This window comes from Rhodanobacter sp. FW510-R10 (assembly GCF_058781105.1).
On the sequence record NZ_JBYSWL010000001.1, the window covers coordinates 404428 to 430641 of the forward strand.

Annotated in this window: 25 protein-coding genes; 15 read left to right on the top strand and 10 right to left on the bottom strand. The window is 67.0% G+C overall.

Features of this window, described 5'->3' with window-relative positions:
• Positions 1-20: 20 nt before the first annotated feature.
• From AC3WJB_RS01610 to AC3WJB_RS01630, 5 genes are all read left to right on the top strand, one after another.
• Positions 21-830 (top strand): dienelactone hydrolase family protein, encoded by an 810-nt coding sequence (locus tag AC3WJB_RS01610; protein WP_492678049.1) that lies wholly within the window; start codon positions 21-23, stop codon positions 828-830.
• Between the two features lie 299 nt (positions 831-1129).
• Positions 1130-1783, top strand: coding sequence for a phosphoribosyltransferase (locus tag AC3WJB_RS01615; protein ID WP_492678051.1), 654 nt, complete (start codon positions 1130-1132; stop codon positions 1781-1783).
• A complete protein-coding gene (locus tag AC3WJB_RS01620) occupies positions 1780-3099 on the top strand; it encodes an erythromycin esterase family protein (protein WP_492678053.1) in 1320 nt (439 codons plus the stop codon). The genes AC3WJB_RS01615 and AC3WJB_RS01620 overlap by 4 nt, the downstream gene beginning before the upstream one ends.
• Positions 3100-3141: 42 nt before the next feature.
• Positions 3142-3684, top strand: a complete 543-nt coding sequence (locus tag AC3WJB_RS01625; protein WP_492678055.1) for a flavin reductase family protein — start codon at positions 3142-3144, stop codon at positions 3682-3684.
• Positions 3685-3961: 277 nt separating this feature from the next.
• Positions 3962-4573, top strand: coding sequence for a GNAT family N-acetyltransferase (locus tag AC3WJB_RS01630; protein ID WP_492678057.1), 612 nt, complete (start codon positions 3962-3964; stop codon positions 4571-4573).
• A 163-nt stretch (positions 4574-4736) separates the two neighbouring features.
• On the opposite strand, the gene AC3WJB_RS01635 is transcribed toward AC3WJB_RS01630, so the two are convergent.
• The gene (locus AC3WJB_RS01635; protein ID WP_492678059.1) at positions 4737-6992 is read right to left on the bottom strand and encodes a S9 family peptidase; all 2256 of its coding nucleotides are present in this window, start codon (positions 6990-6992) and stop codon (positions 4737-4739) included.
• A 230-nt stretch (positions 6993-7222) separates the two neighbouring features.
• Between AC3WJB_RS01635 and queF the strand changes: the two genes are divergently transcribed.
• On the top strand, positions 7223-8047 hold the full coding sequence (gene queF / locus AC3WJB_RS01640; RefSeq protein ID WP_492678061.1) for an NADPH-dependent 7-cyano-7-deazaguanine reductase QueF: 825 nt from the start codon (positions 7223-7225) through the stop codon (positions 8045-8047).
• A gap of 132 nt (positions 8048-8179) precedes the next feature.
• Positions 8180-9289 (top strand): PLP-dependent cysteine synthase family protein, encoded by a 1110-nt coding sequence (locus AC3WJB_RS01645; protein ID WP_492678063.1) that lies wholly within the window; start codon positions 8180-8182, stop codon positions 9287-9289.
• A 182-nt stretch (positions 9290-9471) separates the two neighbouring features.
• Here the strand turns inward: AC3WJB_RS01645 and AC3WJB_RS01650 are convergent, their stop codons facing one another.
• The 4 genes from AC3WJB_RS01650 to AC3WJB_RS01665 form a co-directional block, all read right to left on the bottom strand.
• A complete protein-coding gene (locus AC3WJB_RS01650) occupies positions 9472-9954 on the bottom strand; it encodes a DnrO protein (RefSeq protein WP_492678065.1) in 483 nt (160 codons plus the stop codon).
• A gap of 108 nt (positions 9955-10062) precedes the next feature.
• The gene (gene fabB / locus AC3WJB_RS01655; RefSeq protein WP_492678067.1) at positions 10063-11271 is read right to left on the bottom strand and encodes a beta-ketoacyl-ACP synthase I; all 1209 of its coding nucleotides are present in this window, start codon (positions 11269-11271) and stop codon (positions 10063-10065) included.
• 1 nt (position 11272) lies between these two features.
• Complete coding sequence (fabA, locus tag AC3WJB_RS01660) at positions 11273-11788, bottom strand: 3-hydroxyacyl-[acyl-carrier-protein] dehydratase FabA (protein WP_492678069.1); 516 nt, start codon at positions 11786-11788, stop codon at positions 11273-11275.
• Between the two features lie 297 nt (positions 11789-12085).
• Positions 12086-12481 (bottom strand): DoxX family protein, encoded by a 396-nt coding sequence (locus AC3WJB_RS01665; protein WP_492678071.1) that lies wholly within the window; start codon positions 12479-12481, stop codon positions 12086-12088.
• 202 nt (positions 12482-12683) lie between these two features.
• Here AC3WJB_RS01665 and AC3WJB_RS01670 point away from each other — a divergent pair, with 202 nt between their 5' ends.
• Positions 12684-14003: a metal-dependent hydrolase family protein gene (locus AC3WJB_RS01670; protein WP_492678073.1), complete on the top strand. Its 1320-nt coding sequence runs from the start codon at positions 12684-12686 to the stop codon at positions 14001-14003.
• Positions 14004-14073: 70 nt separating this feature from the next.
• A complete protein-coding gene (locus tag AC3WJB_RS01675; RefSeq protein ID WP_492678075.1) occupies positions 14074-15162 on the top strand; it encodes a YncE family protein in 1089 nt (362 codons plus the stop codon).
• 12 nt (positions 15163-15174) lie between these two features.
• On the opposite strand, the gene AC3WJB_RS01680 is transcribed toward AC3WJB_RS01675, so the two are convergent.
• Positions 15175-17676, bottom strand: coding sequence for a heavy metal translocating P-type ATPase (locus AC3WJB_RS01680; RefSeq protein WP_492678077.1), 2502 nt, complete (start codon positions 17674-17676; stop codon positions 15175-15177).
• A 199-nt stretch (positions 17677-17875) separates the two neighbouring features.
• On the bottom strand, positions 17876-19936 hold the full coding sequence (locus tag AC3WJB_RS01685) for a hybrid sensor histidine kinase/response regulator (protein ID WP_492678079.1): 2061 nt from the start codon (positions 19934-19936) through the stop codon (positions 17876-17878).
• A gap of 138 nt (positions 19937-20074) precedes the next feature.
• Between AC3WJB_RS01685 and AC3WJB_RS01690 the strand changes: the two genes are divergently transcribed.
• Positions 20075-20452, top strand: coding sequence for a response regulator (locus AC3WJB_RS01690; protein ID WP_492678081.1), 378 nt, complete (start codon positions 20075-20077; stop codon positions 20450-20452).
• 71 nt (positions 20453-20523) lie between these two features.
• Here AC3WJB_RS01690 and AC3WJB_RS01695 read toward each other — a convergent pair whose 3' ends face one another.
• Positions 20524-21003: a DUF421 domain-containing protein gene (locus AC3WJB_RS01695; protein ID WP_492678083.1), complete on the bottom strand. Its 480-nt coding sequence runs from the start codon at positions 21001-21003 to the stop codon at positions 20524-20526.
• A gap of 265 nt (positions 21004-21268) precedes the next feature.
• On the opposite strand from AC3WJB_RS01695, the gene AC3WJB_RS01700 reads away from it, so the two are divergent.
• Complete coding sequence (locus AC3WJB_RS01700) at positions 21269-21763, top strand: PepSY domain-containing protein (protein WP_492678085.1); 495 nt, start codon at positions 21269-21271, stop codon at positions 21761-21763.
• Here AC3WJB_RS01700 and AC3WJB_RS01705 read toward each other — a convergent pair.
• Complete coding sequence (locus tag AC3WJB_RS01705) at positions 21700-22182, bottom strand: heavy metal-responsive transcriptional regulator (protein WP_492678087.1); 483 nt, start codon at positions 22180-22182, stop codon at positions 21700-21702. The genes AC3WJB_RS01700 and AC3WJB_RS01705 overlap by 64 nt on opposite strands.
• Before the next feature lie 155 nt (positions 22183-22337).
• Here AC3WJB_RS01705 and AC3WJB_RS01710 point away from each other — a divergent pair, with 155 nt between their 5' ends.
• Together AC3WJB_RS01710 and AC3WJB_RS01715 are read left to right on the top strand one after the other, a co-directional pair.
• Entirely contained in the window at positions 22338-22829 is a 492-nt protein-coding gene (locus AC3WJB_RS01710; RefSeq protein WP_492678089.1) for an SRPBCC family protein, read from the top strand.
• Positions 22830-22835: 6 nt separating this feature from the next.
• Complete coding sequence (locus AC3WJB_RS01715) at positions 22836-23174, top strand: ArsR/SmtB family transcription factor (RefSeq protein WP_492678091.1); 339 nt, start codon at positions 22836-22838, stop codon at positions 23172-23174.
• Here AC3WJB_RS01715 and AC3WJB_RS01720 read toward each other — a convergent pair.
• Complete coding sequence (locus AC3WJB_RS01720; protein WP_492678093.1) at positions 23171-24163, bottom strand: TerC family protein; 993 nt, start codon at positions 24161-24163, stop codon at positions 23171-23173. The genes AC3WJB_RS01715 and AC3WJB_RS01720 overlap by 4 nt on opposite strands.
• Positions 24164-24415: 252 nt before the next feature.
• Between AC3WJB_RS01720 and ygiD the strand changes: the two genes are divergently transcribed.
• On the top strand, positions 24416-25195 hold the full coding sequence (gene ygiD, locus AC3WJB_RS01725) for a 4,5-DOPA-extradiol-dioxygenase (RefSeq protein ID WP_492678095.1): 780 nt from the start codon (positions 24416-24418) through the stop codon (positions 25193-25195).
• A gap of 510 nt (positions 25196-25705) precedes the next feature.
• Complete coding sequence (locus AC3WJB_RS01730) at positions 25706-26044, top strand: cupredoxin domain-containing protein (protein WP_492678097.1); 339 nt, start codon at positions 25706-25708, stop codon at positions 26042-26044.
• Positions 26045-26214 lie beyond the last annotated feature (170 nt).

A 26214-nucleotide genomic window follows, 5' to 3' on the forward strand; every position in this document is an offset into this window, starting at 1 on the left:
CATCCGGCAATGACATGGGGTTGATCCAGATCACCATCGCCGACGCGCAGCCGCCGAAGCTGGCACGGCCACCGCGGAATGCCGTGCGTGCACAGGGCATGGCAACGGCGACCGCGTCGAATGAATGCGCAGGAGCCAAGGCCATGTTGATCGGCGACATCCGGGATGTAGTGATTCAGGCTGGTGACGGACCCGCGCTGGGGGGCACGCTCGCGATTCCCGCGAACGCCACCGGCATCGTGGTGTTCGCCCACGGCAGCGGCAGCAGCCGCTTCAGTCCGCGCAACCGGAACGTCGCGCGGTCGCTGAACGGGGTGGGGCTCGCCACCTTGCTGTTCGATCTCCTGACCGCCGGCGAAAGCGTACGCGATGCACAGACGGCGGAATACCGGTTCGACATTCCGCTGCTGGCGACGCGGCTGACCCGTGCGTTGGACTGGCTGCCGGCCGATCCAGGCGCGTGGGACCTGCCCATCGGGCTGTTCGGGGCCAGCACCGGCGCGGCCGCGGCACTCATCGCGGCCGCCACATGCCCCGGGAAAGTGCGGGCGGTGGTGTCGCGCGGCGGCCGCCCCGACCTCGCCGGCCAGGCGCTCGAGCAGGTGCGCGCGCCCACGTTGCTGATCGTCGGCGGCGACGACGAGCCGGTGATCGCGCTCAACCAGCAGGCGGCACGGCAGCTTCGTTGCGTGCACCAGCTGGCGATCGTGCCGGGCGCCACGCACCTGTTCGAGGAAGCCGGCGCGCTGGACGAGGTGACACGGCTGGCCGCGGACTGGTTCCAGCACCATGTGCTCGCGCCGCAACCCCTGGCGGAGCCGGCCTCGTGAATGCAGGGGGCCGGCGCACCGGGAAAATCCGCGGCTTCACGCGTTGAGTTGATCTGCATCACCAACGCCGGCGGTACGCGGGGAAAAATTGTTTACGACTCTCCGGCTGCCGTCCGTCGACGCGTCTCGACCGACGGCAACGGAATGACAGCAAGCTACGGTGGCCGTTGCCTGCATCGCGAGTCGGCCAAGACCGGACCCCATGTGGGCCTGGCAGCAAGCCACAGGCGAGCATGGCCTTCATCGGACAGGCAACGGCCACCACCTGTTCCCAGGGCCGGGATCGGGAGGCAGCCACGATGACCCACCATTTCCGGGATCGGCGGGACGCCGGCAGGCAGCTCGCGACGCGTCTGCTGTCCTACTCCCGCCGTCCGAATGTGCTGGTGCTGGCCTTGCCACGTGGCGGCGTGCCGGTTGGATTCGAGGTGGCACATGCGCTCGGCATCGAGCTCGACGTGCTGATCGTGCGCAAGCTGGGGGTGCCGCAACAACCCGAACTCGCGATGGGTGCGATTGCCTCGGGGGGCGCCCGCTATCTCAACGAAGACGTCCTGCGCTATACAGGCGTGGACGCCGCGACGCTGCGCGCGGTGGAAGCCGAGGAACGCGCCGAGCTGCAGCGGCGCGAACAGCTGTATCGCGGGTCGCGTCCCGCGTTGCAAGTGCGGGGGCAAACCGTCATCGTGGTCGATGACGGCATGGCCACGGGCGCTTCCATGCAGGCCGCCGCAATTGCCGTGCGTTCGTTGCAACCGGCATGGATCGTGGTCGCCGTTCCCGTGGCGCCCCACGACGCCGAGGAACGGCTTGGCGAGGCGGTGGACGAATTCGTCTGCGTATACCGCCCGGCGCACTTCCATGGGGTCGGGCAGTTTTACCAACACTTCGAGCAGACTACCGACGCGGAAGTGCGCGAGTTGCTCGAGGGATCGCGGAAGGCGCCCGCGTGAGTCGCGCTGGATCCACGCCGTTCCTGGCGGTGCGCGAACTCGCGCAACGGCTGGACGGCGATGCCGGGGATTACGACGGGATCGCGGCGCTCGCGGAAGGCAGGCGGTTCGTGCTGCTGGGCGAGGCCACCCACGGCACCCGCGAGTTCTACCGCATGCGCGCCGACATCAGCCGCCGCCTGATCGCGGAACAGGGCTTCGATGCGGTGGCCGTGGAAGGCGATTGGCCCGACGCATGGCGGGTGAACCGCTACGTGCAAGGCGACAGCGATGACACTGCGGAAACCTCGCTCTCCGATTTCCAGCGCTTCCCGGAATGGATGTGGCGCAACCACGAGGTGCGCGATTTCGTCGGCTGGCTGCGTGCACACAACGCCGCACTGTCCGCCGCCTCGCACGTAGGATTCTACGGCCTCGACATGTACAGCTTGTACCGTTCTGCGGATGCCGTCATCGCCTACCTGGACCAGGTCGACCCCGGGGAAGCCGAACTGGCGCGCAAGCGTTACGCCGCCCTCGACCACGTGCGCGAGCCTCAGCTGTATGGCTTGCAGGCGGCCGCCGGCAGCCGCCCGGGGGGCCGCGAGGGCGCGCTCGAGCAACTGCGCCTGCTGCGCGCTGCGGAAGCCGAATACCTGTCGAGAGACGGATTGGCGGCGCTGGACGCGCAGTTCCTCGCCGAGCGCAACGCCGCACTGGTGGTCAGCGCGGAAGCTTATTACCGCGCCATGTTCGGGCGCCGCGTGAACACTTGGAACCTGCGCGATGCGCACATGTACGATACGTTGTTCGCGTTGGCCGGCCACCGGCAGCAGCGCGGCGGCACGGGCCGGGTGCTGGTGTGGGCACACAATTCTCACCTGGGTGACTCGCGCGCCACGGAGATGCATGCGCGCGGTGAATGGAACCTGGGGCGATTGGTTCGCGAGCGAGTCGGCGACGACGCCTTGCTGGTCGGTTTCACCACCTATACCGGCTCCGTTTCCGCCGCGTCGGAATGGGGTGGCGAAGTGGAGTACAAGCAGGTGCGCCCCGCACTGCCCGGAAGTTGGGAGCACCTGTTCCACAGCACGCACCTGGACCGCTTCTTCCTGCCGTTGCGCGAATCGGCGGCCGATCCGTTGCACGAGACCATGCTGGAACGTGCCATCGGCGTGATCTACCTGCCGCAAACGGAACGCGCCAGCCACTATTTCGACGCCTCGATGGCGGCACAGTTCGACGCCGTCTTCCACCTGGATGAAACCGAGGCGGTCGAACCGCTGTCCGAGCCGCGCCACCGGCATGCCCACGAGCCGGCCGCGGCGCGGACTTGAGCCGGCGAGCGGCAGGTACAACCGCGGCGAACGGAGCCTCCCATGCGGCCGATGAAATTGAGCCGTGCCTTTACCCTGATCGAGCCGGGGCCCGTTGTCCTGGTCACCACCAGCGACGGCGGCAGCAACAACGTCATGACCATTTCATGGACCATGGTGGTGGACTTCATCCCGCGCTTCGCCATCACCACCGGAGCCTGGAACCACTCGTTCAAGGCGCTCGAGAAGACCGGCGCATGCGTCATCGCCATTCCCACCGTGGACCTGCTGGATCAGGTGGTGGGCATCGGCACATGCTCGGGCGCGGAAACCGACAAATTCGCCAAGTTCAGGCTCACGCCCGTTCCGGCACAATGGGTCGAGGCACCGCTCATCGCCGAATGCAAGGCCAACATCGAATGCCGGGTCGTGGACATCGTCAGGCGGCACGACATCATCGTGCTCGAAGGCGTTGCCGCGCATTTCGATCCGAACCGCAAGGAAACCCGCACGCTGCACGCGGTGGGTGACGGGACATTCAACGTGGACGGCAGGAGGCTCGACCGGCGCAAGCTGATGGCGTCGAAGCTCCCGGCGGGCGTATAGCCGTTTGTCCGGCGTGCGGTTCACTGGTAACGCAAGGCCTCGATCGGCCCGAGACGGCAGGCCGTACGCGCAGGATAGAAGCCGAAGAACGTGCCCACCGCCAGCGACACCAGCCCAGGATTTCGGTGCGCTGCCCGTCCGAGTCGCTAACCTTCACCGGCACGCCGCGGCGCATGCGGCCACGGGCGCGAAAATGCATCCGAGTTGATGCTCGTCACTTTGGGGTCCATGGGACGGTCGACGCTTCCGCCTACGTCCGACTGCAAGGTACCCGATCATGAGCGCGTTCAGAAATTCCCCATTCGGCACCATCACGCGCCACTTCACCAGGGCCCGCAAGGCCGCCACGGACGTCACGGCCCTGGACACCCCGATGAGTGCACCGGAGTGGACGGAAACACTGCAGGATAGCCACCGGGTGACCATCCGCGTGCTGCATAAGGACGACGCGGCCCTTGAACGCGGCCTCATCGCCAGGCTGAGCCCGGAATCGCGCCGCATGCGCTTCCTGGGCGGAGTCAGCGAATCGAACGAAGCCATGATCCACGAACTTACCGATCTCGATTATGGACACGAAATGGCGTTTGTCGCGCTGGTGCAGGAAGCTGGAAAAACGCTCGGGATCGGCGTCAGCCGCTACAACCTGGCCGCTGACGGGAAAGCCTGCGAATGCGCCGTCGCCGTCAGCGACGAATGGCAAGGCAAGGGACTGGGGACCTTGTTGATGCGCCACCTCATCGAGATTGCCCGCCAACACGGTATCCGTTCGATGTTCTCGATCGACAGCGCAAACAATTCGCGCATGCGCAACCTCGCTCGCGACCTCGGCTTTGCCCGCGAACGGGATCCGCACGACCCCACCCAGGTCATCCACCGGCTCACACTTTGACCGCCGTGCGCGGCATACCCGCGAGCAAATCCCGTCCCCGGTCGCCATCCCGTCGCCTGACGCATGCGCGCCGCGCCCTCTGCAGGTCCTGATCGGCTGCGGAGCGCTGCCGGACTCCTCTCCTTGGGGGAGAGGACAACGCGAGGGTGGCAGGCTGGGGCGGTCAGTCCCACGGCCAGGGCTGCAGCGCGAACTCCTTGGGCGGCGTGTCGCCGGCAAGATGGCGCACGAAATAGTCCCAGCGCCGGCGGGTGACGTAGGGCGTGGCGGCGGCGTAGCCGTGGTGCTGGTTCGGCACGATCAGCATGTCGAAATCCTTGTTCGCCTTGAGCAGCGCCTCGGCCACCAGCATGGTCTCGCCGAGCGGCACGTTGTCGTCGATCTCGCCGTGCACCAGCATCAGATGGCCCTTGAGGTTCTTGGCGATGAGCTGGTTGGCCTGGTTGTCGTAGTTGGTGCTGCCATCCTCGTTCGTCACCAGCAGGCCCTGGTACTTCTCGCCCCAGTCGTTCTCATAGTTGCGGTTGTCGTGGTTGCCGCTCTCGGCCCAGCCGACCTTGAAGAAATCCGGGTAGCGGAACATCGCATCGGCCGTGGCATTGCCGCCGCCCGAATGGCCCCAGATGCCAACGCGGTCGAGGTCGATCCACGGGTAGCGCTGCGCCAGTTCCTTGATGCCGGCGACCTGGTCGGGCAGCGTGTTGTCGCCCATCTCGCCGTACCAGGTGTGGTGGAAGCTCGCCGAACGCCACGGCGTGCCCATGCCGTCGAGCGCGATCACGATGAAGCCCAGCTCGGCCAGGGCCTGGTGGTCGCCGCGCGCCGGCGAGAAGCTGCGCCCGCGCACCGAGCCGGTCTGCGGGCCGGGGTAGATGTAGTCGATGATCGGGTATTTCTTCTGCGGATCGAAGTGCGTCGGCTTGAACAGCATGCCGTAGAGCTTGGTCTTGCCATCGCGCGCGGTGACGGTGAACGGCTCCGGCGGCACCCAGCCGGCCGCCTGGAGCCGCGTGATGTCGGCCTTGGCCACGGTGGCCACGACGCGGCCGTCGCTCGCGGCACGCAGCACGGTCACCGGCGGCGTGGTGGGCGTTGAATAGCTGTCGACGAAATACTTGCCATCGGGCGACAGGCTGATCGTGTGATCGGCGTTTTCGGGCGTCAGCAACACCGGCTTGCCGCCATCGATGCCGGCCTTCCAGAATTGCCGGTAATACGGGTTCACGCCCCGCGTGCGGCCGACGCCAACGAACCACAACGTGCGTGCCTTGCGGTCGACGTGCAGCACCTCGGTGACGTTGCCTTCGCCACCGGTGATCGCATGCAGGCGCTTGCCGGTCTTCAGGTCGTACAGGTACAGGTTGGCCCAGTCGGTTTCCTCGGACGGCCAGATGGCCTGGTCGGTGGCCGGCAGGTATTGCCAGTTGACGCGGCCGTGGCCGCTTTCGTAATAGGGCTTGGCGGTGAACTCGAACACGGTGCGCACGGCGCCGGTGTCGGCGTTCGCCACGCGGAACCATTCGTGCTGGCGGTCCCGCGAAGTGGAGACGAGGGCCAGCGTGCGGCTGTCCGGCGCCCACTTCACATCGCTCCACTGGTAACGCTCGCCCTCGTCGCAGGCCAGCGTGTCGCACAGGCTGGACAGGCGCTGCTGCGGTTCGAGCTGCAGGCGCACGAGCTGGCGGCTGGCCACGTCGACCACGACGGGCTCGATCATGAATACGTGCTCGTCGCCCGGCAGCGGATATTTCCACGCCTCCAGCTTGGGATGGCCCACGCGCGAGCTCACCGTGTACATCTCCCCAACCTGGCGCTGGTCCTGGCGATACGTCGCGATCTTGCGCGAGTCCGGCGCCCAGCGCGCAATCAGCCCGTCGCCGTGGGTCCAGCCGGCATTCTGCGTGGCGTAGCCGTAGTCCTTGACCCCGTCGGTGGTGAGCTGGGTCTCCTTGCCCGTGGCCACGTCGCGCACCCACAGGTTCCAGTCGCGGACGAAGGCCTCGGTCTTCTTGTCCGGCGAGAGCATGCCGGGTTCCTTGCCGCGGTCCGCGACCTTGGCGCGATCGACGCAGCCGATCGTGCCGCCGGCGACATCGCACAGGTAATGCTTGTCGCGGATGGTGACCTCGACGCGGCCATCCACGCGCGGACTGTATGTCGTGATGGACAGCTTCGCGGCATCGGCCGGCTTGCCACTGGCCTTGGCCAGGGCGGCGGCCATCTGCTCCTGGTCGAACAAGGGCGTCGCCTTGCCGGTGGCCACGTCCATCCGCAAATAGTGGTCGCCGGTGCCGTCATGGTCGCGATACCAGAAGTGGCCATCGTCCAGCCAATGCACCGTCTGCACGTCGTGGTCGACCAGCGGCGCGGTGTTGTACACCAGGAAGCGCGCGGCCTGCGCATAATCGCCGGCACTCATCGTCCTGCCCTGGGCAGCAACGCTGCCGCAGCAAAATGCCGCCGCGATGGCAATGCCAAACTGAAGCCCCGCCCATTTCGCATGCATGTCCATCCCCGTCGTCCGAAAAGCCCAGCGTGGCAGGCCTGCCGCACGCAAGGAGTCGCCATGCTACCGCAGGCTCGCGCAAACCGAGGGTGCCGTTCGTAATTGCCCGCTGCCTGCCACAGCGTCGCATTAAACTGCACAGCATGGGCAGGCTCGACGAATCCACACTCGGCAAGGCGACCACGTATCGCGACCGCTACGATCCCAGCGTGTTGCTGCCGGTGCCACGCGCAGCGCAGCGCATGCAGCTCGGCCTGGGCACGCCGTTGCCGTTCCATGGCGTGGACATATGGAACGCCTACGAGTTGTCGTGGCTCGGCCCACGTGGCCAGCCGCGTGTAGCCATTGCCGAATTCCGGGTGCCCGCCGCCTCGCCCAACCTGATCGAATCCAAGTCCTTCAAACTCTATCTCAATGGCTTCGCGCAGGAGCACATCGACGAGCCGGCCACGCTCGTGGCCATCCTGGCGCGGGATCTGTCGGCTGCGGCCGGCGATGAGGTTGCCATCACCTTGCATGCGGCAGATGCCCCCACCATCCCGGCAGGCGCATTGGCCGGCCTGTCGTTGGACACGCAGGATCTGGCGATCGACTGCTACGGGCCACCGCGGCCTGAATATCTGCGCACCGCTGTCGACGCCACGCCGGTTAGTGAAACCCTGGTCTCGCACCTGCTGCGCTCGAATTGCCCGGTGACCGGCCAGCCGGACTGGGGCAGCGTGCAAATCCGCTACACCGGGCCGCCGATCGACCATGCCGGACTGCTGCGCTACATCGTCTCCTTCCGCCGGCACAGCGAATTCCACGAGCACTGCGTGGAGCGCATGTTCGTCGATCTCATGCAACGCTGCGCGCCCGGCGAACTCAGCGTCCATGCACGCTATACCCGTCGCGGCGGACTGGACATCAATCCGTTCCGCAGCACGTCCGCGGTGCCCCCCGGGAACCTGCGCACGCCGCGCCAGTAGCGGACGCGCCACGGCCGCACCACGCCCGTGATGGTGAGCGCCCGGCCTGCGCCAGATCACTGCGGCTTGACCCCAGCTTGCTTACAGTCAGCGCGTACTGCGGGCACCTGCCGCGCCACCGTGAAAACCATCATGCACCATGCCGTCCCGCCCACCACCTTGGCCAGCGCCGAGGGACACACCTGGCTGCACGAGGCGATTGCCGAGCTGGGGCAGGAGTCCGCGCGCTCGGCGGATACGCATCTGCTGAAGCTGAACTTCCCGGGTTTCCCGGACATCGACTTCTATTTCAAGGACGAAGCCTCCCATCCCAGCGGCAGCCTCAAACACCGGCTCGCGCGCTCACTGTTCCTCTACGCGCTGTGCAATGGCCGCCTGCACGCCGGGCAGACCGTGGTGGATGCATCCTCCGGCAGCACGGCAATTTCCGAGGCCTGGTTTGCACGGCTGCTCGGCCTGCAATTCGTGGCGGTGATGCCGGCCGCCACCGCGCCGGCAAAGATCCGCGACGTGCAATCGCTTGGCGGCACCTGTGACCTGGTGGACGACCCGGGCCAGGTACACGCGCGCGCCGCCGAGCACGCCGCCAATGGTGCATGCCACCTGGACCAGTTCGGCCTGGCCGAGCGCGCCACCGACTGGCGCGGCAACAACAACATCGCCGAGTCGATCATCGGCCAGCTCTCGCGGGAGCCTTCCGCGCAGCCGGCATGGATCGTCTGCGGCGCCGGCACCGGCGGCACCTCGGCCACGATTGGCCGCTACCTGCGTTATCGCGGCCTGGAGACCCAGCTCTGCGTGGCCGAACCGGCCGGCAGCGCCTTCGCCAACGGTTGGCACGCGCGCGATCGCACGGTCTGCGCCAGCCAGCCGACGCTGATCGAGGGTATCGGCCGCCCACGCGTGGAGCCGTGTTTCCTGTTCGAGGTGGTCGACCACGTGGTTGAAGTGCCCGACAGCGCCTCGATTGCCGCGGCCTGGATGCTGGACGAACAATTTGGCCACCGCTATGGCGGCTCCTCGGGAACGAATTTTGTGGCCTGCCTGCGCCTGGCGGCGGCAATGCAGGAGCGCGGCGAACGCGGCAGCATCGTCGCCCTCCTGTGCGACCGCGGCGAGCGCTATGCCGAAACCCTCTTCGACCCTGCCTGGCTCATGCAGCACGGCATCGAGCGCGCGCCCTGGGACGCTGCCCTGCGTACCGCCATGCGCGATGGAACCTGGCGCGCACCCACGACCTGACGCCGCGCCCGCTGCACCTGCTTCGTGTGGCCGACCTTGAATCAAGAGCTTGAAGAGCGTTTCGTGCGCCGGAGCCGCACGAAACGCTCTTCAAGCTCGGGCGCAAGCCAGTACCGCAATAGCGTTGCCCGCGAGCGGGCTCCTGCGAGAACAGGCGCAAGGATGAGGGCGAGCGCGGGGTGCTACAGGCCGTCGGCCGCGGGTGTGGCATCCCAGCCCGGATCATTGAAGTAGCGCGGATACGCGGCAATGATGTCGCGCATGCGCGTCACGGGTGCCGTATCGGCAGGATTTGCCTTGAGCGCCTGCGCGGCCGTGAGCAGCGGCACCAGGATGCCGTGCAACGCAGCATCGGGGGTGGGTTCAAGCTTGCAGTTGGCGAACATCTCCATCACCGCGCCTTCGATCGTGCTGGCGCGATCGCGGGTCATGGCCGTGCTCATGTGGCCCTTTTCGGCATGGAGAAGTTCGGCGACCGCCCGATGGACCGTGCGCATTCCGGCGCGCAGAGGCGCATCGGGTTGATAAAGCGTGGCGGGGATGGGTGCCGCGGCGGGCGCGGACGCTGCGTCGTGTTGATGCTGTTCCTGCGCCACGGCATGCACCGCAGGCAGGGCCAGGCCAGCACCGAGCATGACGACGAGGGCGGAAAACCAGGGCTTCATGGCGGACTCCTCACGAGAGGGGGATTGAAGCCCAATCTACCCGTAAACCCGTCCACCGGACGCCGGCGCGGCATCCCGCCGCGCCCATGTGGCCCCCTGGCCTGCACCTCACACGCTGGCAAATACCAGCGAGGCGTTGGTCCCGCCAAAGCCAAAGCTGTTGGACATCACCGTAACCAGCGCCGCGTCGCGGCTCTCGCGCACAATGGGATAGCCGTCAGCCCGGGGATCGAGCTGCTCGATGTTCGCCGAGCCGGCAATGAAGCCGTCACGCAGCATGAGCAGGGAGTAGATCGCCTCATGCACGCTGGCCGCCCCGAGGGAGTGCCCGGTCAGTGCCTTGGTCGAGGACAGCGGTGGCATCTCCAGGCCAAACACCTCGCGCACCGCCTCCAGCTCGACGATGTCGCCGGCCTGGGTCGCCGTGCCGTGGGTGTTTAGGTAATCGACCGGCACGCTGACGTCCGCCAGCGCCATCTGCATGCAGCGCACCGCACCTTCGCCCGTGGGCGCGACCATGTCGGCGCCGTCCGAAGTGACGCCATAGCCGACCAGCTCGGCGTAGATGCGCGCGCCGCGCGCCTTGGCGTGCTCGTAGTCCTCCAACACCAGCATGCCGCCGCCACCGGCAATGACGAAACCGTCGCGGCTTACGTCATACGGGCGCGCGGCCTTTGCCGGGATGTCGTTGTAGGCCGTGGACAGCGCGCCCATGGCATCGAACTGCGCCGCCATGGCCCAGTGCAGCTCCTCGCCGCCGCCGGCAAACACCACGTCCTGCCGGCCCAGCCGGATCAGGTCGGCGGCCGCGCCAATGCAATGGGCCGAAGTGGCACAGGCGGCGGAAATCGAGTAGCTCAGGCCACGGATGCCGAAGCTGGTGGCCAGGTTCGCGGAGACGGTGGAGCACATGGTACGCGGCACCATGTACGGACCGACCTTGCGCACACCCTTGGCACGCAGCAGGTCGGCAGTCTCGGTCTGCCAGCGCGTCGAGGCGCCGCCGGAGCCGGCAATGATGCCGAAGCGGGGGTCGTGGATGGCCTCGCCTTCCAGGCCGGCGTCGGCAATCGCGTCGCGCATCGCCACGTAGGCATAGCCTGCGGCGTCGCCCATGAAGCGTTTCAGCTTGCGGTCGATCTGCGTGACCAGGTCGATCTGTGGCACGCCGGCAACCTGGCTGCGCAGGCCGACCTCGGCAAACTCGGGAACCGCGCAGACACCGCTGCGGCTGTCGCGCAATGACGCGGAAACGGCAGCCAGCGTGTTGCCCAGGCAGGACACCACACCCATGCCAGTCACCACCACTCGACGCATTTCAAAAGCCCTCAGTTGACTTGAACAGGCCGCAGCGCAAGCCCGTCGCCGCGTAGATCGGACGGCCATCCACCGCCATGTGGCCGTCGGCAATCACCAACGACAGCTTGCCGCGCATGACCCGGCGGACGTCGATTTCATAGCTGAGCAGTTTCGCGCTCGGCAGCACTTGGCCGGTGAACTTGACCTGGTCCACGCCCAGGGCGCGACCACGGCCAGGTTCGCCCAACCAGGGCAAGAAGAAGCCAGCGAGCTGCCACAGGCCGTCCATGCCCAGGCAACCCGGCATCACTGGATCACCCTCGAAATGGCAGGCAAAAAACCAGAGATCCGGACGTATGTCCAATTCGGCACGCAGGACGCCCTTGCCATGTGAGCCGCCCTTGGGATCGACCAGGGTGATGCGGTCGAACATCAGCATGGGCGGGAGGGGCAGGCGCGCGTTGGCGTCGCCGAACAACTCGCCACGGCCACAGGCCAGCAATTGTTCGTAGCTGAACGAGGAAGGTAATGTCATAAAGCCTGTCTGCAATGGAGGATCGTGCGAATCTGCCACCGCAGTGCAAACGCCGACCGGTACGACATCCGGCGTGCAACTGTGCTGGCCCTGGACATCAGCCCGCGCCGCCGGCAAAGCGCCGACCGAGGGCCACGCCGCACCAGCCGCGAGGGCGAGGGGCAACATCGGCTGTTTCGGGGCGCACACCGGCCCATCGCACGCTAGAGTGCGTCCCATGATACAAACACCACGCGGCGCCGTCGAACGCCCGCGCCGGCGGAGCCGGCGCCAGCCCCGCCGGGACCGCTTACGCGGTCAGTGTCGACGCAGCAACCGATCCACGCTCCACGGCCCAGCCCCTGCCGCAGACAGGTAGAGAAAGATGAAGCAGAACAGGATGGCGTCGCTGCCCCCGTTCAGGATCGGCCAGAACGCCGCCGGCCCATGCGCCATGAAGTACGCAAACGCCATCTCCCCAGACAGGATGAAGGCCACCGGTCGGGTAGCCAAGCCAACCAGGATCAGCAGGCCGCCAAAGAACTCCAGGATGCCCGCCAGACCCATCAGCGAAAACAACTGCACCGGCGTTCCGCCAAGCAGGCCGAACAGTTTTTGCGCACCGTGTTCCATGAACAGGAAGGCGGCGAAGAAGCGCAGGAGGCTCAACAGATACGGGGCGGATCTGGTCCAGAACGACGAACGATCGGTCATGCGTGTTCTCCCTGGAATGCCAAAAGGTGGCGAAGCCTGCCGCGAGTGACGGAACCGCGAGACACGCGGAGCACGCCCCGCCCGATGATGGTACGGCTGCCACGACGCCCGTGCCAGGTGCCGAGTGGCAGGGGTGCCCGCACACCCGCCCGGTCGTGGCATGCGGTGTATTCTCCGCGCACTTGGGCACGGGGAGCGGGTCATGGCTGCACATCGCTGGCTGATGGTGCTGGGCGCCTTGGGTTGCCTTGGCTTGCTGATCCTGGCCGCGCCAGTCGGCGCATCCGCGGCAGCGGACGGCCAAGCCGCCACCAGGCTGCTCAAGGCCGACCGCGTGTTCGATGCGCGCAGCGCGCAGGCCCACGCCGGCTGGGCCGTCCTGGTCCAGGGCGACAAGATCGCAGCGGTGGGGCCGGCCAACCAGATGCAGCTGCCGCCCGGCACGCAGACGATCGACCTGCCGGGCACCACGCTGCTGCCCGGGCTGATCGACGCGCACTCACACATCTTCCTGCACCCGTACAACGAGACGTCGTGGAACGACCAGGTGCTCAAGGAAACGCTGCCCTACCGCACGATCGAGGCAGTCAAACACGTACGCACCACGCTGCTGGCCGGCTTTACGGCCTTGCGTGACCTCGGCACGGAAGGCGCCGGCTACGCCGACGTCGACGTGCAGCGCGCGATCGACGAGGGCAAGATTCCCGGCCCGCACCTGTTCGTCGCTACCCGCGCCACGATTGCCAAGGATTGCTACGGCCCGGGCCCGCTGGGCTTTCGCACCGACATGGAGCTGCCGCAAGGCGGCATCCCGGTGGCTGGCGTGCCGGAGATGATCGCGGCCGTGCGCGACCAGGCCGGCCACGGCGCGGACTGGATCAAGATCTACGCCGACTACCACTGCGGCAAGACCCCGGGCTCGGTGCCGACTTTCTCCCAGGAGGAATTGAATGCCGGAGTCGAGACGGCCCACTCGCTCGGCCTGCCGGTGTCCGTGCATGCGCACACCGCCGAGGGCATGCGCCGCTCGATCCTCGCCGGTGTCGATACGATCGAGCACGGCCAGGGCGGCACGGCGGAAATCTTCGCACTGATGAAACAGCACCACGTCGCCTACCTGCCGACGCTCGAAGCGGTCACCGCGATCGCCAGCTACTTCCACGGCTGGAAGCCGGGCGCGCCGCCCACCGCGGAGATGCAGCAGGCCGAGCACGCGTTCAAGCTGGCCCTGGCTGCCGGCGTGACCATCGGCAACGGCAGCGACGTCGGTGTCTTCACCCACGGCACCAACTACAAGGAGCTGGAGTGGATGGTGCGGGACGGCATGACACCCGCGCAGGCGTTGCTGGCCGCCACCGCGGTCGACGCGCAGATCCTGCGCCAGCAAGACCATCTCGGCCAGCTCAAACCCGGCCTGGATGCCGACATCATTGCCGTGCAAGGCGACCCGACCGCCGACATCAGCGCGATCGAGCACGTGCCCTTCGTGATGAAGGGTGGCGTCATCTACAAGCAGCCCTGAACCACGCTCCCCCGGCTGGCTCTGGATTTTGTGGCGCGACATAAGGAAGCGCAAAGCGACGTCGCGCACCATGCGCCATCTCTATACGAAGATCACGCGCATGGCCGCCATCCACCGCATCATCTTGTGCACCGTACTGGCCATCGCGCCAGGCATCGGCGTGTGGGCGGCGACGCCGACGCCCGCTTCGAACTGGCAGGTGGTCCAGCGCCACGTCCTTGGTGGCAGCGGCGGCTGGGACTACCTCGCCTTCGAGCCCGATTCGTCACGCCTGTACGTCAGCCACGCGGACCGGGTACTGGTGTTGGATACCGCCTCGGGCAAGCAGGTCGGCGCGATCGACGGCCTGTCCGGCGTACACGGCATTGCCTTCGCACCGGCGCTGCACCGCGGCTTCATCAGCAATGGCAAGGCCGATTCAGTGAGCGTGTTCGACCCGGCCACGCTTCAGGTCACGCAAACCATAGCGGTGGCTGCGCACAACCCGGACGCCATCCTCTACGACCCCCATTCCAGACGCGTGTTCACCTTCAACGGACGCAGCAACAATGCCAGCGTGATTGACGCCGCCACCGGCAAGCTGCTCGGCCACATTCCCCTGCCCGGCAAACCGGAGTTCGCGGTAAGCGACGGCCACGGCCGGATCTTCGACAACATCGAGAGCACCCACCAGCTGGCCGTCCTCGACCCCGTGGCCATGCAGGTGGTTGCGCTGTGGCCGCTCAAGGGTTGCGAGGAACCTTCTGGCCTTGCCGTCGACCTTGCACATCACCGGTTGTTTTCCGTGTGCGACAACGCGGTGATGGTGGTCACCGATGCCATCACCGGCAAGACGGTCGCCACGCTCCCGATTGGCGCGGGCGCGGACGCCGCACGCTACGACGCACAACGAGGCCTGGTGTTCAGTTCCAACGGCGGGTCGGGCACGCTCACTGTGATCCGGCAGGACGATGCCGACCACTATCGCGTACTGGCGACCGTGCCCACGCAAACCAGCGCGCGGACGATGGCGCTGGACAGGAACAGTGGCCACGTCTTCGTCGCGGCCGCCAAGTTCGGACCGGCGCCCAAGCCCACCGCCGACCATCCGCGGCCGCGTGGCGAAGTACTGCCGGGCAGCTTCACTGTGCTGGAACTGGCGCCTGTGGGCGGGCGCTGACCGCCCACGCTCCTAGAGCCGCGCCCGGCGCAGGCGCAGCGCGTTGGCAATCACCGAGACCGAACTCAGGCTCATCGCCGCCGCGGCAAACATCGGGCTGAGCAGCCAGCCCAGCCAGGGATACAACACGCCAGCCGCCAGCGGGATGCCAGCGGCGTTGTAGAAGAACGCGAAGAACAGGTTCTGGCGCACGTTGCGTATGGTCTGCCGCGACAGGCGACGCGCCTTGGCGATGCCGCGCAGGTCACCCTTGACCAGGGTCACCCCGGCCGCTTCCAGCGCGACGTCGCTGCCGGTGCCCATGGCCAGGCCGACGTCAGCCTGGGCCAGCGCTGGCGCGTCGTTGACGCCGTCGCCAGCCATGGCCACGACCCGGCCTTCCTTTTGCAGGCCTTCCACGATGGCGTGCTTGTCCGCCGGCAGGACGCCGGCATGCACTTCGTCCAGGCCCAGTTTTTTCGCCACGGCCTGCGCGGTACGCTCGTTGTCGCCGGTGAGCATGACCAGGCGGATACCCTCGGCGCGCAGGATGCGCACGGCTTCGGCCGTGGTCGCCTTGATTGGATCAGCCACGGCCAGCAGGCCGGACGGCTGGCCGTCCACGGCCACCAGCATCACCGTCTGGCCCTCGGCGCGGCGCGCCTCCGCACGCTGGTCGAGCGCCGCCGCTTCGACGCCAGCCGCTTCCAGCAAGCGATGGTTGCCGACCAACACGCTGCGCCCGCCCACCGTGGCGCTGACGCCCTGGCCGACCGTGGCGTGGAAGCCTTCCGCCGCCGCAGGCTCGATGCCGCGGTCTCGCGTGCCCGCCACGATCGCCGCGGCCAGCGGGTGCTCGCTGCCGGCCTCCACCGCTGCCGCCAGGCGCAGCAATTCGCGCTCATCCATGCCCGCTTCGGCCGCCACGCCCACCAGGCGCGGCTTGCCCTCGGTGAGCGTGCCCGTCTTGTCCACCAGCAAGGTGTCGACCTGGCCCAGCAATTCCAGCGCCTCGGCATTCTTGATCAGCACGCCGGCGCCGGCGCCCCGGCCCACGCCGACCATGATCGCCATCGGCGTGGCCAGGCCGAGCGCACAGGGACAGGCGATGATCAGCACCGACACCGCCGCCACCAGCGCGTGGCTCAGCGCCGGCGCGGGACCGATCAGCCACCACGCGCCGAAGCTGGCCACGGCGACCAGCACCACGGCTGGCACGAACCAGGCCGCCACGCGGTCGGCCATGCCCTGGATGGGCGCCCGTGAGCGCTGGGCCTGCGCCACCATGGCGACGATGCGCGCGAGCAAGGTGTCGGCGCCAATATGGCTGGCGCGCATGATGAAACTGCCGTGCTGGTTGAGCGTGCCGCCGGTCACCGCATCGCCCACGGCCTTGTCTACCGGCAACGCCTCACCGGTGAGCATGGCTTCGTCCACGGTCGAGCGACCTTCCACCACCACGCCATCCACCGGCACCTTGTCGCCCGGCCTCACCCGCAGCCGGTCGCCGACGCCGACCCGGGCCAGGTCGACCTGCTCTTCCCCGCCATCGTCGCGCAGGCGCCACGCGACCGGCGGCGCCAGGTTCAGCAAGGCCTTGAGCGCGTCCGAGGTACGGTCGCGCGCGCGCAACTCCAACACCTGCCCGAGCAGGACCAGGGTGACGATGACCGCGGCCGATTCGAAATACACGGGCACCGCGCCCCCCATGCCGCGGGCCGCGGCCGGCAACGCGTCGGGAACCAGCAGCGCAAACAGGCTGAACGCGTAGGCCACGCCGGTGCCCAGCGCGATCAGGGTGAACATGTTGAGGTTGAAGCCGCGCAGGGAATTCCAGCCGCGCACGAAGAACGGCCAACCTGCCCACCACACGACGGGCGTCGCCAGAGCCAGCTGGATCCAATTGAACGCACCACCCAGCCAGCCGTGGAAATCCAGGCCCGGCAGCATGTCGCCCATCGCCAGCACCAGCAGCGGCACGGACAGCGCCACGCCAACCCAGAAGCGCCGGGTCATGTCGGCCAGCTCGGCGTTCGGCGTGGCGTCGGCCGTCACGGTGCGCGGCTCGAGCGCCATGCCACATATCGGGCAACTGCCAGGCCCGTCCCGCACCACCTCCGGGTGCATGGGGCAGGTGTATTCCACGCGCGAGACCATGGGACGCGCCGGTTCCAGCGCCATGCCGCACTCCGGGCAGCTGCCGGGCTCGTCCCGCACCACCTCCGGGTGCATGGAGCAGGTATACGCGGCAGGGACTTGGCTGTGAGCCGCATGCGGGGCAGCCTGTGTAGCCGCATGACCAGCGCAGGCCTGGCCCCCTCCCGTGCCATGGGTCGCCGCCAGGATTGCCTCGGGCTCAGCGTCAAAACGCTGCTTGCAGCGTGGCCCACAGAAATACCAGGTCTTCCCGCGGTACTCGCTGTGGTGTTTGGCCTGAGGCGTGACGCGCATGCCGCAGACCGGATCCCTCAAGCCGGGTTCGCGATCGGCGTGGCCGCCATGCGTGGCCAAGTTGCTGGTATCGGTCGTATCCATGGCAGAACTCTAACCCTGGAGTCCGCTGCAGAGTCAAGCGACGCATGTGGTTTCCGGGCAAGCCACCGCCGCGGATGACAACCATGCCGCGTTCGATGCCCTCACGACGGACGGACGGCCAAGCTGCCCCGGGGCGGGCCCTGACCTCAAGCCGCGCCAGCAGCGAAGCCCGTAGCGCAAGCACTCGGCCGCGAGTGCCTCATGGTGTCGAAATGACGCTCGCGGCGAGGCCTGCAGCCGGGACCAGCATCTGGCCGACGCGCGCAGCCAGCGCGTCGACCGTGAACGGCTTGGTGATGAGTTCCATGCCGGGGCCCAGGAACCCGCTGGCCGCTGTCGCGCCCGAGGCGTAGCCGGACATCAGCAGGGCGCGCAGCTGCGGATGGTGCTCGCGCGCCGCATCGGCAAGTTGCCGGCCGTCCATGCCGGGCAAGCCGATGTCCGAGACCAGCAGGTCCAGCACCGCAACGCCGCGCAGGACATCCAACGCCGATTCGGCATCGGCCGCCTCGAGCGTCCGGTAACCCAGCTGCTGCAACACCTCGACGACAATGCCACGCACGATTGTTTCATCTTCCACCACCAGCACAAGTTCGCCATGGGCTTGCGCGCGCGTGGCCGGAAGGGGATCGACCGCCGGCGCTGGCAGCTCGGCTGACGCCTCGTGGCGCGGCAGGAAAATGCGCACCGTCGCGCCTGCGCCAGGCTTGCTGTGGATGTCGCAATGACCGCCGGACTGGTGGGCAAAGCCATACACCATCGACAATCCGAGCCCCGTCCCCTGCCCGGGCGGCTTGGTAGTGAAGAACGGATCAAAGGCGCGTTCGAGGACCTCGGGCGACATGCCCACACCCGTATCGCTGACGTCGATGCAGATGTATTGCCCCGGCGATACGTCCTGCCAACGCTGGGCCTTGACTTCGTCGACGTCGACGTTGCGCGAGCGCACGGTGAGCTGGCCGCTGCCGCGCATGCCATCGGCGGCATTGATGGCCAGGTTGAGCAGCGCGTTCTCCAACTGGTTGGGGTCGCACAAGGTGGGCCAGAGCTCCGGCGTGAGTACGAAGTGGAGCCGGATGTTTTCACCCAGCGTACGTTGCAACAGTTCGCCCATGCCCTGGATCAGCGGGTTGGCGTCGAGCGGCCGGGGATCGAGTGGCTGGCGGCGTGCGAATGCCAGCAGGCGGTGGGTGAGCGCCGCGGCGCGATTGGCCGAGGCAATCGCCCCGTCGACGAGGGGCCCGATCTCGCCCGACCGGCCGGCGGCCACCCGCAACTGGATGAGTTCGAGTGCGCCAATGACGCCTTGCAAGAGATTATTGAAATCGTGCGCTATGCCGCTGGTGAGCTGACCCACCACTTCCATCTTGCGCGCCTGGCGCAGCTGGGTCTCGGCCAGCAACTTGCTGCTGAGATCGCGAAAGAACACGTTGTAGCGGTCGCAGCCGCCAAAAGGCAAGGTGCTGATGCTGAGTTCCATGGGCAGCGTGCGACCATCGCGGGTAACCACGTCAAGGGTCGGGTTGGCGGCCACGGTCGACGTGTCGCGAACGGCTGGCGGCAACGCCGCTGCGCCGCTTTCGCGCTCGGCCTCGGCCAGGAAGATGTCGGCAAGCCGGCGGCCGACGACCTCGTCGCGCGCCCAGCCAAGCTTGGCGCTGGCGCGCGGATTCCATTCGGTGATGAGGCCTGCCTCGTCTACCTGGACGAAGCCGTCGAGCGCGGTGTCGATGATGCCGCGCGCCATGCGCTCGCTTTCTCGCAACGCGAGGTCGCTGATGCGCCGAACGGTGATGTCGCGCGTGATCTTGGCAAAGCCGATCAACTTGCCGTCGTCCCTGATCGGGTCGATGACCACACTGGCCCAGAAGCGCGTACCATCCTTGCGCACGCGCCAACCCTCGGCGCCATAACGCCCGTCCTGCGCGGCAATCTGCAGGTTCCTCCCGGGAATACCCGCATCACGCTCGTCGGCCGTATAGAACAGCGAAAAATGACGTCCCACGACGTCCTGCGCCGCGTAGCCCTTGATGCGTTCCGCACCGGCATTCCAGCTGACGATGTAGCCGTCGACGTCGAGCATGTAGATGGCGTAGTCGACCACGCTGCCGACCAGCAAGGCGAACGTCGCGGCCGGCATGGCCTGGCGCAATCGGTCGGTCACGTGGGGGGCGATGCATTCGCCGACACCGCGCGTCACGCCCGCCACGCCCGCCACGCCCGCCACGCCGGGACCGGTCTTGGCTTCGTCGTTGCTCATCGCTGCCCCCGCGTAACGGCTGCATACCCAAAAGATGAAGCTTGCCACCGCGCTTGTGAAGCCTATGCCATGGTCGCCACCATCCTGCATATTTCAACGTAGACTCGTGCAGGGCATGCTTCCCCTGTGCGCGCTGCCGTGGCGACGATCGCAAAGAAACGAGTCTTGCTGGTGGAGGACGACCCCCTGATCGCCATGGTCATGGAGGACGTGCTGTTGCGCATGGGGCTTCAAGTGCTGGTCAACCACACCCTGGCCAACGCGCTGAACGAACTCGAACTGGCGGACTTCGACGCAGCAATCGTGGACATGGGCCTGCGCGGTGAAAGCGCGCATCCGCTGGTGCAACGCCTGACTGCCCGGGGCACGCCGTTCGCGGTGGTCACCGGCGCCGATCCGGCAGCGCTCAAGGCCGACTTTCCCGGAGTGCTGGTGGCGACCAAGCCGCTGGGCATCCAGGCGCTGGAGCGGATGGTGAACGAGCTGCTCGAGCGGCCGACCAGCTCGGCCCGCTGAGCGCCGCCACCCCGCGACCACCCGCTACCCGGACGAGGATAGTCCGACGCGAGGTTCCTCCCCCTGGCCGATCAATCCGTACCGCGCTTGATGACCGTGATCTTGCCATTGGGTTCCAGGCGCGCTTCCTGCACCTGGTCGACCCGCTGCAAACCGTGCGTGCGCAAGGCCCGTTCGAAGGCGGCCTGCGGCACGGCGGTGCGGCGCAACGCGCCCGCATCCGGCACCCCGCGCCGGGCCAGCAACGTGGGCACCCCCTCGAGCAGCCGATTGCAACGTGGCCAGCGCGTCGCCGCGACCGCCAGTAGCTTGTCCAGGATCAGAATGGTGGCGACGGCAATGAACGGGCCGAGCAGCGAATGGTCCTCGCCGAGGACCGCAGTGCGCATCAGGCTGCCCAGGAAGATCAACATCAGGATGTTGAACGTGGACATGTCGCCCAGGGTGACCTTGCCGGCCAGGCGAACCAGGACCAGCACGCCGATGTAGACCGTGACGCCGCGCGGCACGAACATCCACCACGGCATGCTCATGTCGAACCAGGACATCATCCTGCCCCCGGAATCCCGCGCGGTGCGCTCGCCGCACCATGCCGACGGGGCGTGCGCGCACCGCCGCAGCGCTCGCGTCGGGGGTCGTGCTTCGCATGCGCCTGCATGGCGTATTCCTGCAGCCCACGGGTTGGCGGGCACCATCGGCAATGCGGCGTCAGCGCAACGTGTACGGCGGGCAAACGGCCGTTCCGGCTTTCACGCCGGCTTGAACCGCGCCTGCGCAGGCTGGGTGCACTACCTGACCAACTGAAGGAGTATTGCCATGCTCAAGCGCACCTTGCCACTGCTGATTGGTTTGGCTGTCTGCGGTGTCGCCTTCGGCCAGGCCACTCCGGCCGTTTCGTCCTCGACCACGATCACCACCACCACGACCAGCACCTGGAAATCGGCGCCGCCTTCGGACGCCCTCAGCGAGGACGCCATCAAGACCGCCATCGCCAACGCCGGCTTCAAGGAGGTGAAGGACCTGAAGTTCAAGGATGGGGTATGGCGCACCAAGGCACGCGGCGGCAACGCGCAATGGGTGGATTTGAGCGTCGGGCCCGCCAATGGCCGGGTCTACGTCAGTGATGCGCCCTCGCGGATCACCGCCGACGAGGTCAAGGCGCACCTCGCCACGGCGGGCTATCGCAATGTCCACGACGTCGAGTACAAGCACGGGTTGTGGAGTGCGGATGCGACCAGCGCCAGCGGTCAGGACGTGGATCTGCTGGTGGACCCGACCGACGGCAGCATCGTGGCGCACTCCGACGATTGAACGGGCGTGGAGTCGGCGGCGTTCGCTCCGGCCAGGGTCTCGATGATCGGACACCCTTCGACCGGACCCCGGCCCGAGCAGCGCCGATACATGTCGGCCAGGGCGGCCTCCATGCGCTGGAGCTCCACGATGCGCGCCCTGATCTGGCGCAACTTGTGTCCGGCCAGCTCTTTCACCTGGGCACGATGGCCATTGGCGTCCTGCAGGCTCAACAATTCGCGGATTTCATCCAGTGTGTAGCCCAGGTCCTTGGCCATGCGGATGAACCGGAGACGGGCGACTGCCGCAGGTGGATAGCGCCGGTAATTGGCGGCCGTGCGTTGCGGACGCGGCAACAGGGATTCGCGCTCGTAGTAGCGAATGGTCTCGTGGCCCACGCCGCTGCGTCTGGCCAGCTCGCCGATGCCGATGGTATCCATGCTCCAACTCTAACCGCGCCGCGGGGTCTGCGTGCAGGGCAAGTCCACGTTTCCGGGCTCGGGCATAATGCAACTGGAATGTTGCGCATCAGGCGGCACCGGCGTAATGTGCAGCCCGCCAGTTGCCTATTCATGTGACGCCAAAGGAAGCCGCCATGAACGCGCAGACCGACCGTATCGAAAAACAGGTCCTCCTGAACGCGCCGCGCGAACGGGTGTGGCGCGCGCTCAGCGAGGCCGGGGAATTCGGGGTCTGGTTCGGCGTCCGCTTCGACGGCCCGTTCGTCGCGGGCCGTCGCCTGACCGGCAGGATCACGCCGACCGAGGTCGACGCGGAAGTGGCGGCGATGCAGGCCCCCTACGCGGGCACGCCGTTCGAGTGGCTGGTCGAACGCATCGAACCGATGCGGCGCATCGCGTTCCGCTGGCATCCGTACGCCATCGACCAGACCATCGACTACGCCAACGAGCCCACGACCCTGATCGTGTTTGAACTGCGGGATGCCCCGGGTGGCGTCCTGTTGACCGTCACCGAATCGGGGTTCAACCAGTTGCCGCCGAAGCGCCGTGCGCAGGCATTCGCCGCCAACGAGAGCGGCTGGACACACCAGGTGCGCCTGATTGCGCAATACCTGGCGCGCCCCTGAGCCCCCATGCGCAAACCAAGGGTCCACACCACCTTGCAGCAGACCGCGCCGGTGTTTGCGGCGCTCGGCGATCCGACGCGCTTGCGCCTGGTTGCCGCCCTGTGCGCCGGCGGCACACTCTCGATTGCCGAGCTGACCGCCGGCACCGCCGTCACCCGCCAAGCCGTCACCAGGCACCTGGAGACCCTGGCCGATGCCGGCCTGGTGAGCGACGTCCGGCAGGGGCGCGAACGGCTGTGGGAGTTCGAGCCGGCACGGATCGACGAGGCGCGGCGTTCGCTGGATGCGATCGCACAACAATGGGATACGGCGCTGCAACGGCTGAAATCGCTGGTGGAAGACTAGGGACTCGGGCGGTAAAAGCCCGTGCTGCGGCGGCTCTTGACCAGGCTGGCAATGGTCGTCAGCGCGAGGATGCCGACGATGACGAGCAGCGACAGCCAGGTCGGGATTTCCGGTATCGCCTGGATCGGCTCACCGCCATTGATGAAAGGCAGGCTGTTGGTATGCATGGCTTCGAGCACCAGCTTCACGCCGATGAAGCCGAGCACCACCGCCAGCCCCAGACTCAGGTAAACCAGCTTGGTGAGCAAGCCACCAATCAGGAAATACAGCTCGATCAGCCCCAGCAGCGCGAAGGCGTTGGTGGCAAACACGATGTACGGCTCGCTGGTGAGGCCGTAGATCGCCGGAATCGAATCGAGCGCAAACAGGATGTCGGTCGTGCCGATCGCCAGCATGACCAGGAGCATCGGCGTCACATGGCGTTTGCCGTCGATGCGTGTGAGCAGCTTCGTGCCGTCGTACTTTCCAGTGACCGGCAGCACGCGACGCGCGAGGCGCACGATGAGGTTCGGCTGCAATTCCCCGCTCTCGTCGCCCTTGCCAAATCCCAGCTTGACGCCAGTGAAAATCAGGAACAGGCCGAACAGGTAGAAGACCCAACTGAAATGCGCAATCGCCGCGGCGCCGATCAGGATGAAGATGGTGCGCAGGATGAGCGCGATGATGATGCCGACCAGCAAAACCTGTTGTTGGTACGCGCGCGGCACGTCGAAGCTCGACATGATGATCACGAACACGAACAGGTTGTCGATCGACAGGCTGTACTCGGTGATGTATCCAGCGAAAAATTCAATGCCGTGGTCGACACCCCAGACCAGCGTCAACCCGATGCCAAACAGGATCGAGAGCACGACGAAAAACGCGGTCCACGCCCCAGCCTCCCTGGTCGAGGGCTCGTGCGCGTTGCGGATGTGGGTGAAAAAACTCAGCGCCAGCAACGCGAGGATGCCTGCCACGGTCGCCAGCCAAACCCAGAGTGGTACATGCATCAACGCTTGCTCCCGAGCTGTGCCGCCGCAGCGGGGGTTCGCCGCGCATGGCACTGAACGCGCAACTATACCGGCATGCGCGTGAGGGACGCCGTCGCGCGCCCCACACCCCGGGCATGGACTGCGACTCAGGCCTGGATACTCCGCCACACGCCCCCGTGAGGGCGTAGAGTTTCAGACCAATGCATGCCGAGGCTTGGCGTCAAATGACGCGGGCGCTCAAACCCCACGAGCCGATCCGGAGATTCGCGAATGACTGAGCGCATGCCTACCTTGTTCATCGGCCACGGCAACCCGATGAACGCCATCCAGGACTCGACCTGGTCACGTGCCTGGTCCGCCTTGGGCCAACGCCTGCCAAAGCCGCGCATGGTGCTGTCGGTGTCGGCGCACTGGTATCTGCCGGGCACCGCAGCCACGGCGATGGCCTCGCCGCGCACCATCCACGACTTTGGCGGCTTTCCGCGCGAACTGTTCGAGGTGCAGTACCCGGCACCAGGCGAGCCCATGCTCGTGCATCGCTTGCGCGAGCTGCTGGCGCCAATGCCGGTACGCGCCGATCTCGCCTGGGGCCTGGACCACGGCACCTGGTCCGTACTGCGCCACATCTTTCCCGCGGCGGACGTGCCGGTGGTGCAATTGAGCATCGATGAGAGCAAGGCGCCCGGCTTTCACTTCGCCCTGGGCCAGCAACTCGCCCCATTGCGCGACGATGGCGTGCTGATCCTCGGCAGCGGCAACGTGGTGCACAACCTGCACACCTATGCCTGGGGCCGGCGTCCGGTGCAACCGTTCGACTGGGCTGCGCGATTCGAAGCGCGTGTGCGCAAGCTGATCGAGGGTCAAAACCACGGTGCACTGGTGGATTACTTCTCGCTGGGTCGGGACGCGGAGCTCTCGATTCCGACGCCCGAGCACTACCTGCCCCTGCTGTACGTCCTCGGCGCCAGCGCCAAAACCGACGTCGTGAGCTTTCCGGCCGAAGGCATGGACGGCGGCTCGATCTCGATGTTGTCGATCCAATTCGGCTGAAGCCGCGAAGTCCTGCGTTCCAAGCCATCCGGCCAGCGCTCCGGTTCAAGCCAGCGCCGCGGGTGACGGCGCCATTTCACCTCCGCATCCTTGCGCTCCGGCTGCCGGGACAGCTCGCACGAGCCCCTAGGCCGACAAAGTGCTCGTGGGTTGCACCGGCAGTGGCTGTGAGGACGCTGTGCTCCCGCGGTCAGGGAGGGCGCGTTCGCGCGAACGCGTGGTCGAGGAACTTTGCCGGCACCCACGCATACCGGTGCCACATGATGGAACACGCCGTGGGCAGGAGATGCGCCATCGTCGCGGCCACGCCTGATGCACCCGCCGAGGTGCAGACCGTCGAGGTGTCGCGCGCCCGCCACCTGCACAGCCAACGCGGCGGGCGCCGATAGTCGGTCTCGATGACGATGCCAGTCAACCACGCCGTCACCACGGCATATGTGGTCAGCACTTGCGAATACGCATGCGAACGATTAGCATCTGCGCCCTGACCGACTATGCAGGGGTTGGCGCATGACCTCCAAGTACTGGGCCGTCGGCTTGACGTTGTTGGGGTTGTTGGCGGGGCCCGCCGCCCACGCCGGCGACATGCCCGAATACAAACTGGTGATCCGGAACCACCAGTTTGTGCCGTCCGAACTGAAGGCACCAGCGAAGACCAAGTTCAAAGTCCTGGTCACCAATGAGGACCCCACGCCGTCCGAGTTCGAGAGCAGCGACTTCAACCGCGAGAAGATCGTCACGCCCGGCAGCACCGTGATGGTCTTCGTCGGTCCGCTGGGCAAAGGCCAATACCAATTCTTTGACGACTTCCACCAGGACACCGCGCGTGGCGTCCTGACCGTGGAGTGACGCACATGCCCGGCGTCGCGGACCAATGGGAGGTCGGTGTCGCCCACGGCATACACATCCCGGGCGCCGCGCGGCACCTGATCCAGGCCGACTGGCTACCAGCGGTCGGGAGCCGGTCCGGGATACCTGGCGGCTGCCTGGCAACGGCTCGGTGCCCGGACAGGCGGCGC

Excerpts from the sequence above, each read along its gene's own strand:
- AC3WJB_RS01615 (WP_492678051.1), top strand. The coding sequence starts at position 1,130 with ATGACCCACCATTTCCGGGATCGGCGGGACGCCGGCAGGCAGCTCGCG.
- AC3WJB_RS01625 (WP_492678055.1), top strand. The coding sequence starts at position 3,142 with ATGCGGCCGATGAAATTGAGCCGTGCCTTTACCCTGATCGAGCCGGGG.
- AC3WJB_RS01630 (WP_492678057.1), top strand. The coding sequence starts at position 3,962 with ATGAGCGCGTTCAGAAATTCCCCATTCGGCACCATCACGCGCCACTTC.
- AC3WJB_RS01635 (WP_492678059.1), bottom strand. The coding sequence starts at position 6,992 with ATGAGTGCCGGCGATTATGCGCAGGCCGCGCGCTTCCTGGTGTACAAC.
- queF (WP_492678061.1), top strand. The coding sequence starts at position 7,223 with ATGGGCAGGCTCGACGAATCCACACTCGGCAAGGCGACCACGTATCGC.
- AC3WJB_RS01645 (WP_492678063.1), top strand. The coding sequence starts at position 8,180 with ATGCACCATGCCGTCCCGCCCACCACCTTGGCCAGCGCCGAGGGACAC.
- AC3WJB_RS01650 (WP_492678065.1), bottom strand. The coding sequence starts at position 9,954 with ATGAAGCCCTGGTTTTCCGCCCTCGTCGTCATGCTCGGTGCTGGCCTG.
- fabB (WP_492678067.1), bottom strand. The coding sequence starts at position 11,271 with ATGCGTCGAGTGGTGGTGACTGGCATGGGTGTGGTGTCCTGCCTGGGC.
- fabA (WP_492678069.1), bottom strand. The coding sequence starts at position 11,788 with ATGACATTACCTTCCTCGTTCAGCTACGAACAATTGCTGGCCTGTGGC.
- AC3WJB_RS01665 (WP_492678071.1), bottom strand. The coding sequence starts at position 12,481 with ATGACCGATCGTTCGTCGTTCTGGACCAGATCCGCCCCGTATCTGTTG.
- AC3WJB_RS01670 (WP_492678073.1), top strand. The coding sequence starts at position 12,684 with ATGGCTGCACATCGCTGGCTGATGGTGCTGGGCGCCTTGGGTTGCCTT.
- AC3WJB_RS01675 (WP_492678075.1), top strand. The coding sequence starts at position 14,074 with ATGCGCCATCTCTATACGAAGATCACGCGCATGGCCGCCATCCACCGC.
- AC3WJB_RS01680 (WP_492678077.1), bottom strand. The coding sequence starts at position 17,676 with ATGGATACGACCGATACCAGCAACTTGGCCACGCATGGCGGCCACGCC.
- AC3WJB_RS01685 (WP_492678079.1), bottom strand. The coding sequence starts at position 19,936 with ATGAGCAACGACGAAGCCAAGACCGGTCCCGGCGTGGCGGGCGTGGCG.
- AC3WJB_RS01695 (WP_492678083.1), bottom strand. The coding sequence starts at position 21,003 with ATGATGTCCTGGTTCGACATGAGCATGCCGTGGTGGATGTTCGTGCCG.
- AC3WJB_RS01700 (WP_492678085.1), top strand. The coding sequence starts at position 21,269 with ATGCTCAAGCGCACCTTGCCACTGCTGATTGGTTTGGCTGTCTGCGGT.
- AC3WJB_RS01705 (WP_492678087.1), bottom strand. The coding sequence starts at position 22,182 with ATGGATACCATCGGCATCGGCGAGCTGGCCAGACGCAGCGGCGTGGGC.
- AC3WJB_RS01710 (WP_492678089.1), top strand. The coding sequence starts at position 22,338 with ATGAACGCGCAGACCGACCGTATCGAAAAACAGGTCCTCCTGAACGCG.
- AC3WJB_RS01715 (WP_492678091.1), top strand. The coding sequence starts at position 22,836 with ATGCGCAAACCAAGGGTCCACACCACCTTGCAGCAGACCGCGCCGGTG.
- AC3WJB_RS01720 (WP_492678093.1), bottom strand. The coding sequence starts at position 24,163 with ATGCATGTACCACTCTGGGTTTGGCTGGCGACCGTGGCAGGCATCCTC.
- ygiD (WP_492678095.1), top strand. The coding sequence starts at position 24,416 with ATGACTGAGCGCATGCCTACCTTGTTCATCGGCCACGGCAACCCGATG.
- AC3WJB_RS01730 (WP_492678097.1), top strand. The coding sequence starts at position 25,706 with ATGACCTCCAAGTACTGGGCCGTCGGCTTGACGTTGTTGGGGTTGTTG.